Annotated in this window: 11 protein-coding genes and 2 pseudogenes; 9 read left to right on the top strand and 4 right to left on the bottom strand. The window is 75.3% G+C overall.

Annotation, left to right across the window (positions count from 1 at the left end; all coding sequences use genetic code 11):
• The 6 genes from ACFCV8_RS11760 to ACFCV8_RS11785 all read left to right on the top strand — a co-directional run bounded on the left by ACFCV8_RS11760 (position 1) and on the right by ACFCV8_RS11785 (position 8422).
• The gene (locus tag ACFCV8_RS11760; RefSeq protein WP_376685138.1) at positions 1-2181 is read left to right on the top strand and encodes an alpha/beta fold hydrolase; all 2181 of its coding nucleotides are present in this window, start codon (positions 1-3) and stop codon (positions 2179-2181) included.
• Complete coding sequence (locus ACFCV8_RS11765; protein WP_376685139.1) at positions 2178-3245, top strand: ABC transporter permease; 1068 nt, start codon at positions 2178-2180, stop codon at positions 3243-3245. Before ACFCV8_RS11760 ends, ACFCV8_RS11765 begins: the two co-directional genes overlap by 4 nt.
• Positions 3242-4099: an ABC transporter permease gene (locus ACFCV8_RS11770; RefSeq protein WP_376685140.1), complete on the top strand. Its 858-nt coding sequence runs from the start codon at positions 3242-3244 to the stop codon at positions 4097-4099. The genes ACFCV8_RS11765 and ACFCV8_RS11770 overlap by 4 nt, the downstream gene beginning before the upstream one ends.
• The gene (locus ACFCV8_RS11775; protein WP_376685141.1) at positions 4099-6024 is read left to right on the top strand and encodes an ABC transporter ATP-binding protein; all 1926 of its coding nucleotides are present in this window, start codon (positions 4099-4101) and stop codon (positions 6022-6024) included. Before ACFCV8_RS11770 ends, ACFCV8_RS11775 begins: the two co-directional genes overlap by 1 nt.
• 98 nt (positions 6025-6122) lie before the next feature.
• Positions 6123-6737: a helix-turn-helix domain-containing protein gene (locus ACFCV8_RS11780; RefSeq protein ID WP_376685142.1), complete on the top strand. Its 615-nt coding sequence runs from the start codon at positions 6123-6125 to the stop codon at positions 6735-6737.
• A 464-nt stretch (positions 6738-7201) separates the two neighbouring features.
• Positions 7202-8422, top strand: coding sequence for a metallophosphoesterase (locus tag ACFCV8_RS11785; RefSeq protein WP_376685143.1), 1221 nt, complete (start codon positions 7202-7204; stop codon positions 8420-8422).
• Positions 8423-8738: 316 nt separating this feature from the next.
• Here the strand turns inward: ACFCV8_RS11785 and ACFCV8_RS11790 are convergent.
• Both ACFCV8_RS11790 and ACFCV8_RS11795 read right to left on the bottom strand, forming a co-directional pair.
• Positions 8739-8963, bottom strand: a pseudogene (locus ACFCV8_RS11790) (MFS transporter); the annotation flags it as partial.
• A 517-nt stretch (positions 8964-9480) separates the two neighbouring features.
• The gene (locus ACFCV8_RS11795) at positions 9481-9816 is read right to left on the bottom strand and encodes a DUF6204 family protein (protein WP_376685144.1); all 336 of its coding nucleotides are present in this window, start codon (positions 9814-9816) and stop codon (positions 9481-9483) included.
• 234 nt (positions 9817-10050) lie between these two features.
• Between ACFCV8_RS11795 and ACFCV8_RS11800 the strand changes: the two genes are divergently transcribed.
• Positions 10051-12018, top strand: a complete 1968-nt coding sequence (locus ACFCV8_RS11800) for a DUF5107 domain-containing protein (protein ID WP_376685145.1) — start codon at positions 10051-10053, stop codon at positions 12016-12018.
• An 18-nt stretch (positions 12019-12036) separates the two neighbouring features.
• Here the strand turns inward: ACFCV8_RS11800 and ACFCV8_RS11805 are convergent, their stop codons facing one another.
• Positions 12037-12402 (bottom strand): VOC family protein, encoded by a 366-nt coding sequence (locus ACFCV8_RS11805; RefSeq protein WP_376685146.1) that lies wholly within the window; start codon positions 12400-12402, stop codon positions 12037-12039.
• A gap of 73 nt (positions 12403-12475) precedes the next feature.
• The gene (locus tag ACFCV8_RS11810; RefSeq protein WP_376685147.1) at positions 12476-13285 is read right to left on the bottom strand and encodes a methyltransferase domain-containing protein; all 810 of its coding nucleotides are present in this window, start codon (positions 13283-13285) and stop codon (positions 12476-12478) included.
• 233 nt (positions 13286-13518) lie between these two features.
• Between ACFCV8_RS11810 and ACFCV8_RS11815 the strand changes: the two genes are divergently transcribed.
• Together ACFCV8_RS11815 and ACFCV8_RS11820 are read left to right on the top strand one after the other, a co-directional pair.
• Positions 13519-14370 carry an SMP-30/gluconolactonase/LRE family protein gene (locus ACFCV8_RS11815; protein ID WP_376685148.1) on the top strand — a complete coding sequence of 284 codons (852 nt, stop codon included), beginning with the start codon at positions 13519-13521 and terminating at the stop codon, positions 14368-14370.
• A gap of 105 nt (positions 14371-14475) precedes the next feature.
• A pseudogene (locus tag ACFCV8_RS11820) lies at positions 14476-14661 on the top strand (pyridoxal phosphate-dependent aminotransferase); the annotation flags it as partial.

Here is a 14661-nt window from a genome sequence, read left to right on the forward strand (position 1 = left end):
ATGCACTCCGCCCCTCCGGTACCCGGCGCCGCCGCGGAGCCGTCCGCAGCCGTCCGCCGGGTCCGTACGGCCATGTCGGAGCTGACCGCGCCGTCGGACAGCCGGATCAGCCCCGACGGGCGCGGCGTGGCGGTCACCGTCCTCGGGCCCTGGGGCGCCGACGTCGTGATCGCACCGGCCGACGGCCCCGAACTCCCGCTGCCCACCGGCCCGTCCGACCCGGCCGGACGCACCCGGCACACCCCGCGCTGGCTGCCGGACTCCCGGACGGTCCTGCTGGTCACCGAACCGGTCGAGCCCGGCCCGCCGGTGCTGACCGCCTGGGACACCCGTACCGGCGACCGCCGTGAACTCGCGGTGGTCCCCGGCGCGGTGGAGGAGCTGTACGTCTCCGACGACGGCACCGAGGTCCTGGTGCTGGCGGCCGACGACGGGGCCGAGCGCGACGGGATGAACCTGGGGCTGCCGGTCCGGCTGGGCCCGGCCCCCGCCCCCGTCTCCCACCGCCCGGACGCCGGACGGCGCCGACTCCTCCACGCGCCGCTGCGACCCGCGGACGGCGTGGACGGTTCCGTTCTGCCGGCGCCGGTCGCACTGCGGGACGCCGGGCCCGCCGCGCTGACCGTCTGGAACGCCGCCTGGCGCGGCGGCCGTACCGTCGTGGCCACCGTCTCCGACGACCCGCTGCCCGCCGGCTACTACCACGCGCGCCTGGTCCGCATCGATCTCGCCGACGGCCGCACAGTCCCGCTCCACCGGCCCCGCGGCCAGCTCGCGGCGCCCGCGCTCAGCCCGGACGGACGCCGTGCGGCGGTCTGCGAGGGCATCTCCATCGTCGCGGGCCGGCCGCTCCTCGTGGACCTGGACGGCCGTGCCGCGACGGTCGCGGAGGTCCCGGGCGCCGAGGACGTCACCTGGACCGGATTCCACCCGCGCGACGGGGACCGGCTCCTGACGGCGGGCTGGAGCGGCACCGGAAGCCGGGTCGCCGAGATCCGGGGCGGGGCTCCCGCCGTGCTCCACGAGGAGCGGGCCGTGCTCAGCGGGGCCGGTGCCCAGCCCGCCCTCAGCCTCAGCGCCGACGGGCTGAGGGCCGCGACCGTCCGCGAGGCCCCGGGCGAACCGCCCCGGGCCGTCGTCGCGGCGACCTCCGGACCGGGCGCCTGGAACTGGCGGCCCGTCACCGCCCCGGACCCGTCCGCCGCTCGCCGGGAGGCGGGCCACGGCGACCTCGCCCGGGTCAGGACCCGCGAGACCGCCTGGACCGCGTCCGACGGCACCCCGGTGCACGGCCTGCTGCTCGACGCCCCCGGCACGGAACCCGCCACGGGCCCCGGCACCGACCCCGCCGCAGGATCTGGCACGGAACCCGCCACGGGCCCCGGCACCGACCCCGCCGCAGGATCTGACACGGAACCCGCCGCGACTCCCGGCGCACGCCCGCTCGCCGTACTGCTGCACGGTGGCCCCTCCTGGCAGTGGTCCGCCGGATACGCCCCGGCCGACGTGCTCGGCCTGGCACCCGCCCTGGCCGCGGCCGGCTGGCTGGTGCTGCTGCCCAACCCGCGCGGCAGCAGCGGCTACGGCCTGGACCACGCCCGCGCCGTCGTGGGCGCCTGCGGCGACGTCGACCTCGACGACGTCCTCGGCGGCGTCGCCCACCTGGTCGCCCGGGGCGAGGCACTGCCCGGCCGGAGTGCCGTGCTCGGCCACAGCTACGGCGGCTTCCTCGCCGCCCTCGCCGCCGCCCGCACCGACGCCTTCCGGGCCGCGGTCGTGGTCTCCGCCCCCACCGACTGGCTGAGCTTCGCCCACACCTCCGTGATCGGCGGCGGCTACGAGGAGACGTACGCGATCGGCGACGCCCGCACCCCCGAGGGACGCACCGCCCTCCTGGCCCGCTCCCCGCTCTTCGCCGAAGGCGCCGGCACCGCGACCCCCGTCCTCGTCCTGCACGGCGAGCACGACCGGATCACCCCGCCCGGCCAGGCGCACGAGCTGTACCGCGCCCTGGCCCGCCGCGCCACCGCCCCCGTCGAGCTCCATGTCTACCCCGCCGAGGGACACGAGTTCACCGACCCCGCCCACCTGCTGGACGCCACCGCCCGCGCCGAGCGATGGCTCGCCCGGTACGCCGCATCCGGGGCGGCGGCCCACCACGGCACGAAGGACACACCGTGACCGACCCCGGCCGCCTCCGGGCCGACCCGCCACCGCCCTGGCACACCCGGCTGGGCGACGCCCTGCCGCCGCGCTACGTCATCCGACGGCTCGCGGGCACCGCCGCTCTGCTGCTGGTCCTCTCACCGGCCGTGTTCGCCCTGCTGAGGTTCGCCCCCGGCGACCCCGCCCGCACCCTCCTCGGCACCCGGAGCGCCACCCCCGAGGCCCTGGCCTCCGTACGCGCCGCCCACCACCTGGACGAACCGTTCGTCACGCAGTACGCGCGATGGCTGACCGGCGCGTTCGGCGGCGACCTCGGCACCTCCATCCGAACCGGCGAGAGCGTCGCCGCCGCGCTCGGCGAGCGGCTGGCGGTCACCGGTCAGCTCGTGCTGGCCGGATTCGCCGTCGCCCTGCTGCTGGGACTGCCGCTGGGCGTACTGGCCGGCCTGCGCGCCCGCAGGCCCGTCGACCGGGCCGTACAGAGCCTCGGCGTCCTCGCCCTGTCCACCCCGGCCTTCGCCGGCGGCCTGCTCCTCATCTACGTCTTCTCGCTGATGCTGGGCTGGCTGCCCGCGTACGGCCCGGGCACGGGCGGCACCGACCGGCTGCTCCATCTGCTGCTGCCCGGCATCACCCTCGGCCTCGCCGTGACCGCCGTGCTGATCAAACTCGTCCGGGCCGCCGTCATCCGCGAACTGGCCCGGGAACACGTCACCTTCGCCCTGGCCCGCGGCGTACCCACCCGCACCGTGCTCTTCCGGTACGTGCTGCGGGGCACCGCCGTCCCGGTCACCACCGGCATCGGGCTCGTCCTCGCCTACCTGCTGGCAGGCACCGTGCTCGTCGAGCAGGTGTTCGCGCTGCCGGGACTCGGGCAGCTCCTCGTGCAGTCCGTCACCTTCAAGGACGTGCCCGTCGTCCAGGCCGAGGCGCTGCTGCTCGCCGCCCTGATCTGTCTCGCGACCCTCGTCACCGACCTCACCCACCCGCTGGTCGACCCGCGGCTGCGCACCGGCCGCACCCGTCACCCCCGCCCCGGCCGGAGCACGCCGGACGAACCCGCCGAGGTGAAGGCATGACCACGCCGACCGCCACCGTGACCACCACGCCCGCGAAGCGCACCGGGCGGCGGCTGTTCGGCCCGCTCACCACTGTCTGCGCCGTGCTCGCCGCCCTCCTGGTGGCCGCCGCCGTCGCCGGACAGTGGGTGTTCCCCGACTGGAACCGGCAGGACCTGCTGGCCACCGGCGCCATGCCCGGCGACGGGCACCTCCTCGGCACCGACGAACTCGGCCGCGACGTCTGGCACATGCTGGTCGCCGGGGCGCGCAGCACCCTGGCCGGGGCCGCGCTGGTCGCCGTCGGGTCCATGCTCGTCGGCAACCTGCTCGGACTGACCGCCGGCTACTTCGGCGGGCCCGCCGACACCGTCGTACGCCGCCTGGCCGATCTGCTGCTGGCTCTGCCCGCCCTGCTCGTGACCATCGTCGTCGCCGGGATCGGCGGCGGCGGGTACGCGCTCGCGGTCGGCGTCCTGGTCGTGCTGACCTCGCCCGGGGACATCCGGCTGGTCCGCTCGGCGGTCCTGGAACAGCGCCACCGACCGTACGTGGAGGCGGCCCGCACCCTCGGCCTGCCCGCCCGGACGATCATGGTGCGGCACATCTGGCCCACCGTCCTGCCGGTCGTCGTGGCCAACACGATGCTCAATTTCGCGGGTGCGATCGTCGCCCTGTCCTCGCTCTCCTTCCTCGGCCTGGGCGTGCCGCCCGGGGCCCCGGACTGGGGCCGGATGCTGGCCGAGAACCGCACCCTCCTGTACGACAACCCGGCCGCCGCCCTGGCACCGGCCGTCGCCGTGATCGTCTCCGCGGTCGTGGTGAACCTGCTCGGCGACCGGCTGTTCGAGCACTTCTCCGACCGGAGGCCCTGATGACCGAGGTCCACACCGACGCCGCGCCCCTTCTGGAGGTCACCGGCCTGCGGATCGCCGCCACCGGGGCCGCGTCCGGACCCGCCACCGTCCTGGACGGGGTCGCCCTGTCCGTCGCGGCGGGGGAGTGCGTCGCGGTCGTCGGGGAATCGGGCAGCGGCAAGTCCCTCGCCGTACGCGCCGTCGCCGGACTGCTGCCCGAGGGCGTCGCCGTCACCGGCGGCACCGTCCGGCTGGCCGGCCAGGAGACCGGGGAGCTGTCCCGGGCCGCACGGCACGCCCTGCGCGGGCGCCGGATCTCCCTGCTCATGCAGGACCCGTTCACGATGCTGCACCCGCAGCTCACCTGCGGACGGCAGATCGCCGACGGGCTCCGCGCCGACCTGCCCGCCCTCGCCGCGGCCCGGGGACGGCGGGCCCACCGCGCGGCCCTGCGCGCCGAGACGGTACGACGGCTCGCCGAGGTCGGACTGGCCCCGGACGTCGCCGACCGCTACCCGCACGAACTCTCCGGCGGCATGCGCCAGCGCGTCGCCACCGCCGCCGCCCTCGCCGGTGACCCGGACCTGCTCGTCGCCGACGAACCCACCACCGCCCTGGACGCCGCCAACCAGCGGGCCGTCCTGGAACTCCTGCGCGGCCTGCTGGACCGCCGCGGCATGGGCCTGCTGCTCATCACGCACGACCTCTCCGTCGCCTTCGCCACCTGCGACCGGGTCTACGTGCTGTACGCCGGGGCCGTCCTGGAACAGGGCCCGGCGGCCGATCTGCGCCGGGCGCCCCGCCACCCGTACACCGCCGCCCTGCTGGCGGCCGAGCCGTCGGCGCACATCCGGTACGAGAGGCTGCCCACCGTCCCCGGCTCAGTACCCCCGCCGGGCGCGCGCACCGGCGGCTGCCCGTTCGCCGACCGCTGCCCGCACGCCGCCCCGGAGTGCCGCACCACCGCCGTGACGCTCCGGGTGCCGCCCACGCCCGCCGGGACGCGGGACACCGGCGAACGGCTCTCCGCCTGTGTACGGCTGGACGAGATCGGCGCCGACCTCGCCCCGCCGCCCGGACCGGCGGCGACCGCCGACGCCGTGGCCGAAGCGGCACCCGCCCCGGCCGAGGACCCCGTACCGGCGCTGCGGGTGCGCGGCGTGCGCCGCAGCTTCCGCGACGACGGCGACCCCGCCGTCCGGGACGTGGACCTGACCGTGCCCGCCGGGCGGATCACCGCGCTCGTCGGGGAGTCCGGCTCGGGGAAGACCACTCTGGCCCGCATCGCCGTGGGCCTGGAGACCTTCGACGAGGGGCGGGTCGACGTCGGAGGCATCCCGCTGACCGCCGGCCGGCTGCCCACCCGCGCGGAGCGGGCGCGGCTCGCCTCGCAGGTGCAGATCGTCTTCCAGGACCCGTTCTCCTCGCTGCCGCCACTGCGCACCGTCGGAGCCACCCTGGCCGAGGCGCTGACCGCCGCCGGACGCGTCCCCGGTCACTCGCGGGCCGAGCGCCGCGCCCGGCGCACCGAACTCGTCGGGCAGTTGCTGGACCAGGTCGGCCTGGAGCGCGCCTACGCCGGGCGGCGCCCCGCCGGACTCTCCGGCGGGGAACGCCAACGCGTCGCCCTGGCCCGGGCATTCGCCGTCCGGCCCCGGCTCCTGATCTGCGACGAGGCGGTGGCCGCGCTGGACGTCTCCGTACAGGCCCAACTGCTCAACCTGCTGGCCGACATGCAGCGCGCCGAGGGGTTCGCGGTGCTGTTCATCACCCATGACCTGGGGGTGGTGCGCCAGATCGCCGACGAGGCCGCGGTCATGGTCCGCGGCGAGCTGGTCGAACGCGGCACGGTCTCCGAAGTCCTGGACAGCCCCCGGCACCCGTGGACCCGCCGGATGCTCGACGCCGTACCGGACTTGGACCCCTCCGCCGCCAGGTCCTAAACTGACGCCCGCACGGGCCCGTGCCACCGCACCGACGAGCCGGAGGAGCAGGGGTGTCGCTCACCGGGACCGCCACCCGGCAGAAGGAGACATCCGCGATGCCAGTGCCCGAAGGCCCGCTGCCGGCCGCGCCCGGCCCGAAGCCGGTGACGGACCGCCGGGCGACCGGCGACTTCGCACGGGACGCCCTGTCGGTGAACCTCAACCGCCGCCGCCTCGCCCGGGGGTGGAGCCTGCGCGAGATGTCCGCCGAGACCGGGATCAGCAAGGGGCTGCTCTCCCAGATCGAACGCGGCGAGGCCAATCCGACGCTGGACGTCGTCACCCGCATAGCCACCGTGCTCCGTACCGACCCCGCCGACCTGCTGCGCGGATCGCTGCGCGAACCGGAGATCCTGCGCGCCGGCGAGATCGACGAGCCCGACGGGGAGAGCGCGGTCAACCTCCTCTTCGCCGCCCACGGCCACAGCCGCTTCGAGGTCTACCGCTCCCGCCTCCACCCGCACGCCCAGAGCCAGCTCAGCTCGCACGGCACGGGCTCCGTGGAGTACGTCATGGTCGTCTCCGGCCGGGTCACCCTCGTCGTCGACGAGGTCCCCTACGACCTCCACGCAGGGGACAGCGCCCGCTTCGACGGCCGGGTCAGCCACTACTACACGACCGAGGACAGCCCGGCCGCCACCCACAGCATCGTCGGCTACCCGCTGGGCTGACCAGGACACGGCCCACGGCCGGCCGCGCCCCGGCGCCCTCCCGCGACAGTTGCCGGCACCCCGTGAGCAACTTCCCGGCACGTGCGCGGTCGGTCCACGGCGGCGAGTCCCGGTGGCGCAGAACATGGGCGCCGCCGTGCAGCGCGAAGAGACCGTCCGCGTCCTCGAAGGCACGCAGCCGAAGACGAGCGGTGTGCGACGAGGGGGTGGGCGGCGCTGTCCGCATGTTTCCTCTCCCGACGGCGGCCGGTCCGTCGGACATCCGACGCGGGGCACCGCAACGGGTCTTCCCGGCGGTCCGGACGGTCCGGCGGACCGCCGCCGGCACCGACGGCTTCACCCTTGCCCCGGCCGGGGAAGCATTCCGAGAGCCGACGCGGCCCCGACACCGCTCCGCGCCGGGGCGCCGGGGCGAGCGGGTACAGTGCGCGCGGCGGGAGTCCGGTTGTCCAGGGAGGGAAAGCGTGACCGACACCAGCGAGGCCCGGTCCGCGGACGGTGCGGCGCACGCGACCCGGCTGCGCAGCCTCATGCGCTACATCCCTCTGATCGCCCCCGTGCTGCTGTGGGCCGTGCCCTGCTGGGTGTTGCTGCACGCCGGCCAGGACTGGCCGCTCCCCGTGGCGGTGGGCGGCAGCGCCCTGTTCGCCCTCGGTCTGGCCGTCATGCCGATCGCGATGGTCCGCGGCCACGGCAGGCGGCAGCAGGACCGGGCGGCGGTCGTCGGGGACACCCTCCTCGGGGCGAGCTGGGTGCTGTTCACCTGGTCCGTCCTGCTCGGCGTCCTGCTGTACCCCGCCCTGGGCGCGGCCGACGTGGGCGACGGACAGGACCGGTCCCGCATCGTCACCTGGGGGGTCCTCGGCGTGACCGCCGCGCTGCTCGCCTGGGGGTACGCCGAGGCCCGCCGGGTGCCACGGGTGCGCCGGATCGACGTACCGCTCCCGCGCCTGGGGGCCGGACTGGACGGCACCCGTGTCGTCCTCGTCACCGACACCCACTACGGGCCGCTCGACCGCGCCCGCTGGTCGGAACGGGTCTGCGAGAAGGTCAACACCCTGGAGGCCGACCTGGTCTGCCACACCGGCGACATCGCGGACGGCACGGCCGCCCGCCGTCGCGCCCAGGCCGCGCCGCTCGGCACCGTACGAGCCACCCGCGCCCGCGTCTATGTCACCGGCAACCACGAGTACTACAGCGAGGCCCAGGGCTGGGTCGACCTGATGGGCGAGCTGGGCTGGGAGCCGCTGCGCAACCGCCACATACTGCTCGAACGCGGCGGCGACACCCTGGTGGTCGCCGGAGTGGACGACGTCACCGCCGAGTCCTCCGGCCTTGCCGGTCACCGCGCCCATCTCGCCGGGGCCCTGGACGGCGCCGATCCCGCCCTGCCCGTCCTCCTCCTGGCCCACCAGCCCAAGTTCATCGACCGGGCCGCCGAGGGCGGCGTCGACCTCCAGCTGTCGGGCCATACCCACGGCGGCCAGATCTGGCCCTTCCACCACCTCGTCCGCATGGACCAGCCGGCCGTCGCGGGCCTCTGCCGCCACGGCGCCCGCACGCTTCTCTACACCAGCCGCGGCACCGGCTTCTGGGGCCCGCCGTTCCGCGTCTTCGCGCCCAGCGAGATCACTCTGCTGGTCCTGCGGTCACCGCAGCGGTCCCCAGGACCCCCTGCTCCATGACCCGCTGCTGGTTCGGAGCGCCGTGGCAGCCCCACTGAAGGGCGGCCGTGCCGTCGGTCCTTGTCCCGTCGGCCTCACCCGGACCCTTCGGCCGGAGGGCGGGGGAACACTCCTTGTTGTCACCCATGCCGGATTCGGTCTCGACCCCCCGACGGGCCGACAGGCGTACGACGGCATGGGCAAGGGCCGGCATCACGTTCTCGACCGCCTTTCCGGCGTACTGGACGAGACCGTCCGCCCCGCGCGCGGACGCCCGGCCGTTCGTCCTGCTTCGCCGGGCGGCACCTGACCTGTCGTGACGCCTTCGCGGCAGGCGTCACGACGACTCGGGCGCGTTCTCCCGTGCCGAGCCCTTGGACTCCGGGTGATCCGGACCGTCGGCCGGTGCGGCGGCGCGCAGCGCCGCCTCGACCCGGCGGTTGCCGGTCATGGACGCCGTGACGGCGGTCATCGCCAGGAGGAGGGCGGCGGAGGCGTGGAGCGGGGTTCGGATATCGTATGTGGTGGCCGGCCAGCTGCCGAGGAAGGCTCCGACGGGGGCGTCAACCGGGAGGCACCCGGCTGTCGGTGACCGTCATTCCGGTCAGGTGGCCGATCGTGCGAACTCTGTCGTTGTCCGTGGGAGCGGGGCGTACGCGCACCCCCCGGACCGGCTCGCCGGATGCCGACGGCCGCATCATCGCTACGAACGCTGGTCCGAGAACTTCCCCCGCTCGCGCGGGCGCCGCCGCGGTGCGGATCCGTTCCCGGTGGCCAGGAAGCCGGGAGTGCCCGGATGCGGGTGGCCGAGCAGGCGGCTTGCGGGCCATCGGCCCGTCCCGCGTGTGGGCCCGACAGGCTCCGCTCGGTCCGGGCCGTGCCTGATCACTGTCAGCCCGCCCATGGAAGCGCACGTCGTCCGGTCGTGCGGCACGCCCGGACGGCTTCCGTCGCCCGCGTCTCGGTCACGGGTCGCCGATGAACCGACTGCCCGGCCCGTGACAGAGCTGAAAGCAGGGAAACGCCCGTCCGGTGCGGCCTTCAGCGGCCCCCGGTCCGCTGCCACGCCGCCCCGACGCCTACCGCCCCTTGTAGTTGACCTTCATGGTGTCCATGTCCGTCACCGAGGAGCGCAGCGGGCCGTGGCCGTATCCCTGCCCGTCCAGAAAGGTCTCCGCACGGTCCTCGGCGATGGCGCCCGCCATCTCCTCGCCGTCCGCGGCGTCGGAGACGACCACGTAGCGGAAGCTGAAGTGCTTGAGCACCCGGTCGTAGGTGAGCGTGCCCTCCTCGGTGAACCGCATGGCGCTGAGCCCGTGGTCGTCCACCTCCGCGAGCAGCCGGTCACGGGCCGCGTCCGTCAGGCCGTCCCAGGTGCCGCGCACGATCACTCGGTAGGTGTGCTGCGTGCTCATCGTCTTCCACTCCGCGTTCCGGTACGTGTGCCGCGCCGCTCGTGGCGCGCACGGGGTCGGGGCCAGGTTACGGCGGTACGGGCGCGGCGCATCCGAATTTCCGGGGCGCCGGGGCGGTGGCCGCTTTTGCCGAAGTCTGACAGCGGTGCCCCTGGTCAGGGTGTTGCCCAGCGTGTTCCATGGTCATCGGGACGTCCGGACCCCCGGCGGCCCGCGCGAGGGAGCGAGGTTGCCTTGGCCACGACCGTACGACGTGCCGTACTGACTCTGCCCGCCGCACCGCCGGGCCCGGAGAATCCGCTGCCCGCGCTGCGGCCGCTCGATCGGACGCACACGATCGACGAGCGCGAACGGGCCGCGCTGCCCCGCGACATGGCGCGCCAGATCGGCTACCGGCCCCTGACCACCGTGCTGCCGGTGCGCATCCTCGACGGCTACGGCCGCGAGCGCACCCCCACCGCGATCGACACGATCGTCATCGAGAACGACCGGCTGCGGGCCACCGTGCTGCCCGGCTTCGGCGGCCGTGTCCACTCCCTCCACCACAAGCCGACCGGCCGGGAACTGCTCTACACCAACCCCGTCCTCCAGCCCGCCGACTTCGCGCTCAACGGCGCCTGGTTCTCCGGCGGCATCGAGTGGAACATCGGCGCCACCGGCCACACCACCCTCTCCTGCGCCCCCGTCCACGCGGCCCGGGTCCCCGCGCCGGACGGCGGTGAGATGGTCCGCCTCTGGGAGTGGGAGCGGCTGCGCGACCTGCCGTTCCAGGTCGACCTGTGGCTGCCCGGGGACTCCGACTTCCTGCACGTCGGCGTACGGGTCCGCAATCCGCACGAGCAGACCGCGCCCGTGTACTGGTGGTCCAACATCGCCGTGCCCGAAGGGGAACGCACCCGCGTCCTGGCCCCCGCCGACGAGGCGTGGCACTTCGGGTACGAACGGACCCTGGCCCGGGTGCCGGTCCCCGTCTCCGGATCAGTGGACCGTACGTACCCGCTGCGCGGCGACTTCCCCGCCGACTACTTCTACGAGGTGCCCGACGGCGCCCGCCGCTGGATAGCCTCGCTCGACGAGCACGGCCACGGGCTCGTCCAGACCTCCACCGATCTGCTGCGCGGCCGGAAGCTGTTCGTCTGGGGCACCGGCGCGGGCGGGCGACGCTGGCAGAAGTGGCTCACCGAGCCCGGCACCACCGGTTACGCCGAGATCCAGGCCGGACTCGCCCGCACCCAGCTGGAGCACGTCCCGCTCGAACCGGGCGGTGAGTTCAGCTGGCTGGAGTCGTACGGTCCGCTCTCCGCGGACCCGGACACCGTGCACGGTGAGGACTGGGCGGCCGCCCGTGCCGAGACCGAGGAGCAGCTTGCCCGGGTGCTGCCGCGCGCCGACGTCGAGGCCGCGTACACCGCCTGGCGGCGCTGCGCCGACACGCCCCCCGGCGAGTCGCTCGCCACCGGCTCGGGCTGGGGCGCGCTGGAGGTCCGGCGCGGCGGCCACGAGCTGCCCGGCACACCGTTCGACGCGTCCACCCTCGGTGAACAGCAGGGCCCCTGGCTGGAGTTGCTGGAGCAGGGCGCCTTCCCCACCCCGGACGGTTCTGCCGTGCCCGGTCCCTCCCTGGTCTCCCCGCACTGGCGCGACATGCTGGAGACGGCACCGGCCGACCCGCTCACCGAGTACCACCTGGGCATCGCCCAGTGGCATGCCGGTGACCGCGCCCAGGCGGTACGCAGCTGGGAGCGCGGGCTGGCGCTCGCCCCGTCCCGCTGGCCGCTGCTGCGGTGCCTGGGCGTCGCCGCCGGGGACGGGCGGCAGCGGGAGCGCGCGGCGGACCTGCTGGCCGAGGCGTTCGAGGACCTGTGCGCGCGGCGCGAGGGCGGCGAGGAGTGGACGGCGGCCGCGGCGGCGCTGGGCCGGGAGGCGGCGGAGGCGCTGCTGGCGGCCGGGCGCGCGGCCGCGGCGCGGACGGTGTGGGACGCGCTGCCCCCGGAGGTCCGGCGGCGCGGCCGCTTCCGGCTGCTGGAGGCCCGGCTGCTGATCGCCGAGGGCGACCGGGCCGCGGCCAGGGCCGTCTTCGACGCCGGCTTCGAGGTCGCCGACCTGCGCGAGGGCGCGGAGATCCTGGGCGAGGTGTGGGCCCGGATCACCGACGAGCCGCTGCCGGACGCGTACGACTTCCGGATGCGCCCCACACGCTGAACACGGGCCCGGCCGGGCTCAGTGGCCCGTGCCGGGCGCCGGGTTCCGGTCGGCGTACTCGAAGACCGAACCGTCCGGGTGGACGGCGATCAGATTGCGGCCGACCGGGGTCGGCACCGGCCCCGCCAGGATGCGGGCGCCGACCCGGGTGAGATCGGCGTACGCCTCGTCGACGTCCTTCACCGCGATCGTCGCCGTCACCTTGCGCAGGATCTCCAGCTCCGGCTCCGGACCGCTCATCAGCAGGAAGCAGCCGATCGCCGCGACCGAGACCCCGCCGCGCTCGAAGCGGAGCGCGGGACTGCCGGTGAGCTCCTGGTAGAAGGCCGCGGCGGCCTCCAGGTCGTCGACACAGATCCGGAGAGTGGTTCCCTGAATGTCCATGCCGCCAAGGGTAGTTGGCGGACCCGCGCCATGAGATCGGTTCCGGCGGGGTCCGGTGCGTGCTCGGGCAGGCTCAGGCCCGGCAGAGGATCTCGCCGTGCGGGACCATGAACCAGGCGTCCTCCCGGGCGCCCCACTCGCGCCACACGTCGGCGATCGCCGCCAAGTCCCCGGCGCTCGCGAAGCCGCCGGAGACGGCCCGTTCCGCGTACGCCGAGCCGACCGTGCGGTCCGCCCACAGTCCGCTCCACCAGGCCCGGCTCTCCGGGGTGGCGAAACACCAGCTCCCGGCGGACGGGGTGATGTCGGTGAAGCCCGCCCGCCGGGCCCAGGAGAGCAGGCGGCGGCCCGCGTCCGGCTCGCCGCCGTTGCCACGGGCCACCCGGCGGTACAGGCCGAGCCAGTCGTCAAGACCGGGAACCTCCGGGTACCAGGCCATCGCCGCGTAGTCGCTGTCACGGGCCGCGACGATGCCGCCGGGGCGGCACACGCGCCGCATCTCGCGCAGCGCCCGCACCGGGTCGCCCACATGCTGGAGGACCTGATGGGCGTGGACGACGTCGAAGGAGTCGTCCGGGAAATCCAGGTCGTGGACATCGGCGACAGTGAACTCCACGTTGTCCAGGCCGCGTTCGGCCGTCGCCTCGGCAGCCCCGGACAGCACCTCGGCCGAGGTGTCGACGGCGGTCACCCGGCCGGGGGCGACCAGGGCGGCCAGGTCCGCGGTGATCGTGCCCGGCCCGCAGCCGACGTCCAGCACGGACAGACCGGGAGCGAGCCGGTCGATGAGATAGGCCGCGGAGTTGGCGGCGGTGCGCCAGCGGTGCGAGCGCAGCACCGACTCGTGGTGACCGTGGGTGTAGACGGCGGTCTCCTTCGGCATGACGGAGCGTCCTTTCCGGGAGCGCGGCCGGGCGTCCGGCGCGCGTCGGCCGGGGCACCGGTCGCGAAGCGCTGATCGGTACGGCCACCGTACGCCGCTGTGTCGCACTCTGAGACAGGTGTCTTGCGATGCGGACGAGGGGCCGTTGCCGGGCCGGAAGGCACGTGATTACGCTGTGTTCGGCCTTCCGGCCGCCGTCCACCCGGGCATCCCCGGGCCCACGAGAGGCAGAAGTGAACGCACCGCACCTGGACGTGGCCGTGCCCGAGCGGGCCGAGCTCGGCGAGGGCCCGACCTGGGACGCCGCCACCGGCCGGCTGATCTGGGTCGACATCCTCTCCGCGCGCGTGCACACCTACGACCCGGTGGACCACCGCCGTACGGTGCTCGCCACCGAGCAGCACGTCGGCGCGGCCAAACCCCGCAAGGGCGGCGGACTGGCGGTCCACCTGCGCGACGGCATCGGCCTCTACGACCCCGACGGGACGTTCCGCTGGCTGGTCCACGACCCGGTGCCCGGGCGGCGCGGCAACGACGCGGCCGTCGCCCCGGACGGATCGCTGTGGGCGGGCACCATGCGCTACGACGGGGCCGAGGGCGGCGGAAACGTCACCCGCGTCGCGGCCGACGGCACGGCGACCGAGATACTGCCCGCCGTGTCGTGCGGCAACGGCATGGGCTGGAGCCCGGACGGGCGGCTGATGTACTTCATCGACACCCCCACACGCCGGATCGACGTCCTCGACGTCGAGGACGGACAGGCCGTGCGGCGGCGCCCGTTCGCCACCGTCGAGCAGGGCGCGGGCCTCCCCGACGGGCTGACCGTCGACGCCGAGGGCGCCGTCTGGGTCGCCCTGTGGGACGGTGCCGCGGTGCGCCGGTACGGACCCGACGGCACCCTGGACCGCATCGTCCCGCTGCCGGTGCGCCGCCCGACCGCGTGCGCCTTCGGCGGTGCCGCCCTGACCGACCTCTACATCTCGACCGCCCGCACCGGACTCACCGCCCCGCACCCGCTCTCCGGTGCGCTGCTGGTGCTGCCGGACGCGGGGCGCGGACTGCCCCAGACGGCCTTCGCGGGCTGACACCGCGGGGCGCCCGCCCGTCGGGCGCGCTCGCCCGATCCCTCGTATAAAGGGCCTGACGTGCAAAGGGCCCGACATGACGGCGCGGCGGCGAAGGAGGACCGGATGGTGCGGCGGCGGACCGGGCGGACCGACGACCGCTCCGTACGCGAGGACCGGGGACCGGTCCGTTACGGACCGCCCGCCCCGGACCCCGGGCTGCCCGTGCTGCCCGAACTGGCCGCGGTGCTCGCCTCGGCGGCGGACTCCGGCGCACCCGAACCGACCGGGGGCGGCGGCCCGCTGCGCGAG

The organism is Streptomyces sp. NPDC056347, from assembly GCF_042262625.1.
In the GTDB taxonomy this organism is placed as follows: Bacteria; Actinomycetota; Actinomycetes; order Streptomycetales; family Streptomycetaceae; genus Streptomyces.

Coding starts and splice junctions, on each gene's coding strand:
- ACFCV8_RS11805 (WP_376685146.1), bottom strand. CDS start 12,402: ATGGACATTCAGGGAACCACTCTCCGGATCTGTGTCGACGACCTGGAG.
- ACFCV8_RS11760 (WP_376685138.1), top strand. CDS start 1: ATGCACTCCGCCCCTCCGGTACCCGGCGCCGCCGCGGAGCCGTCCGCA.
- ACFCV8_RS11770 (WP_376685140.1), top strand. CDS start 3,242: ATGACCACGCCGACCGCCACCGTGACCACCACGCCCGCGAAGCGCACC.
- ACFCV8_RS11775 (WP_376685141.1), top strand. CDS start 4,099: ATGACCGAGGTCCACACCGACGCCGCGCCCCTTCTGGAGGTCACCGGC.
- ACFCV8_RS11795 (WP_376685144.1), bottom strand. CDS start 9,816: ATGAGCACGCAGCACACCTACCGAGTGATCGTGCGCGGCACCTGGGAC.
- ACFCV8_RS11810 (WP_376685147.1), bottom strand. CDS start 13,285: ATGCCGAAGGAGACCGCCGTCTACACCCACGGTCACCACGAGTCGGTG.
- ACFCV8_RS11780 (WP_376685142.1), top strand. CDS start 6,123: ATGCCAGTGCCCGAAGGCCCGCTGCCGGCCGCGCCCGGCCCGAAGCCG.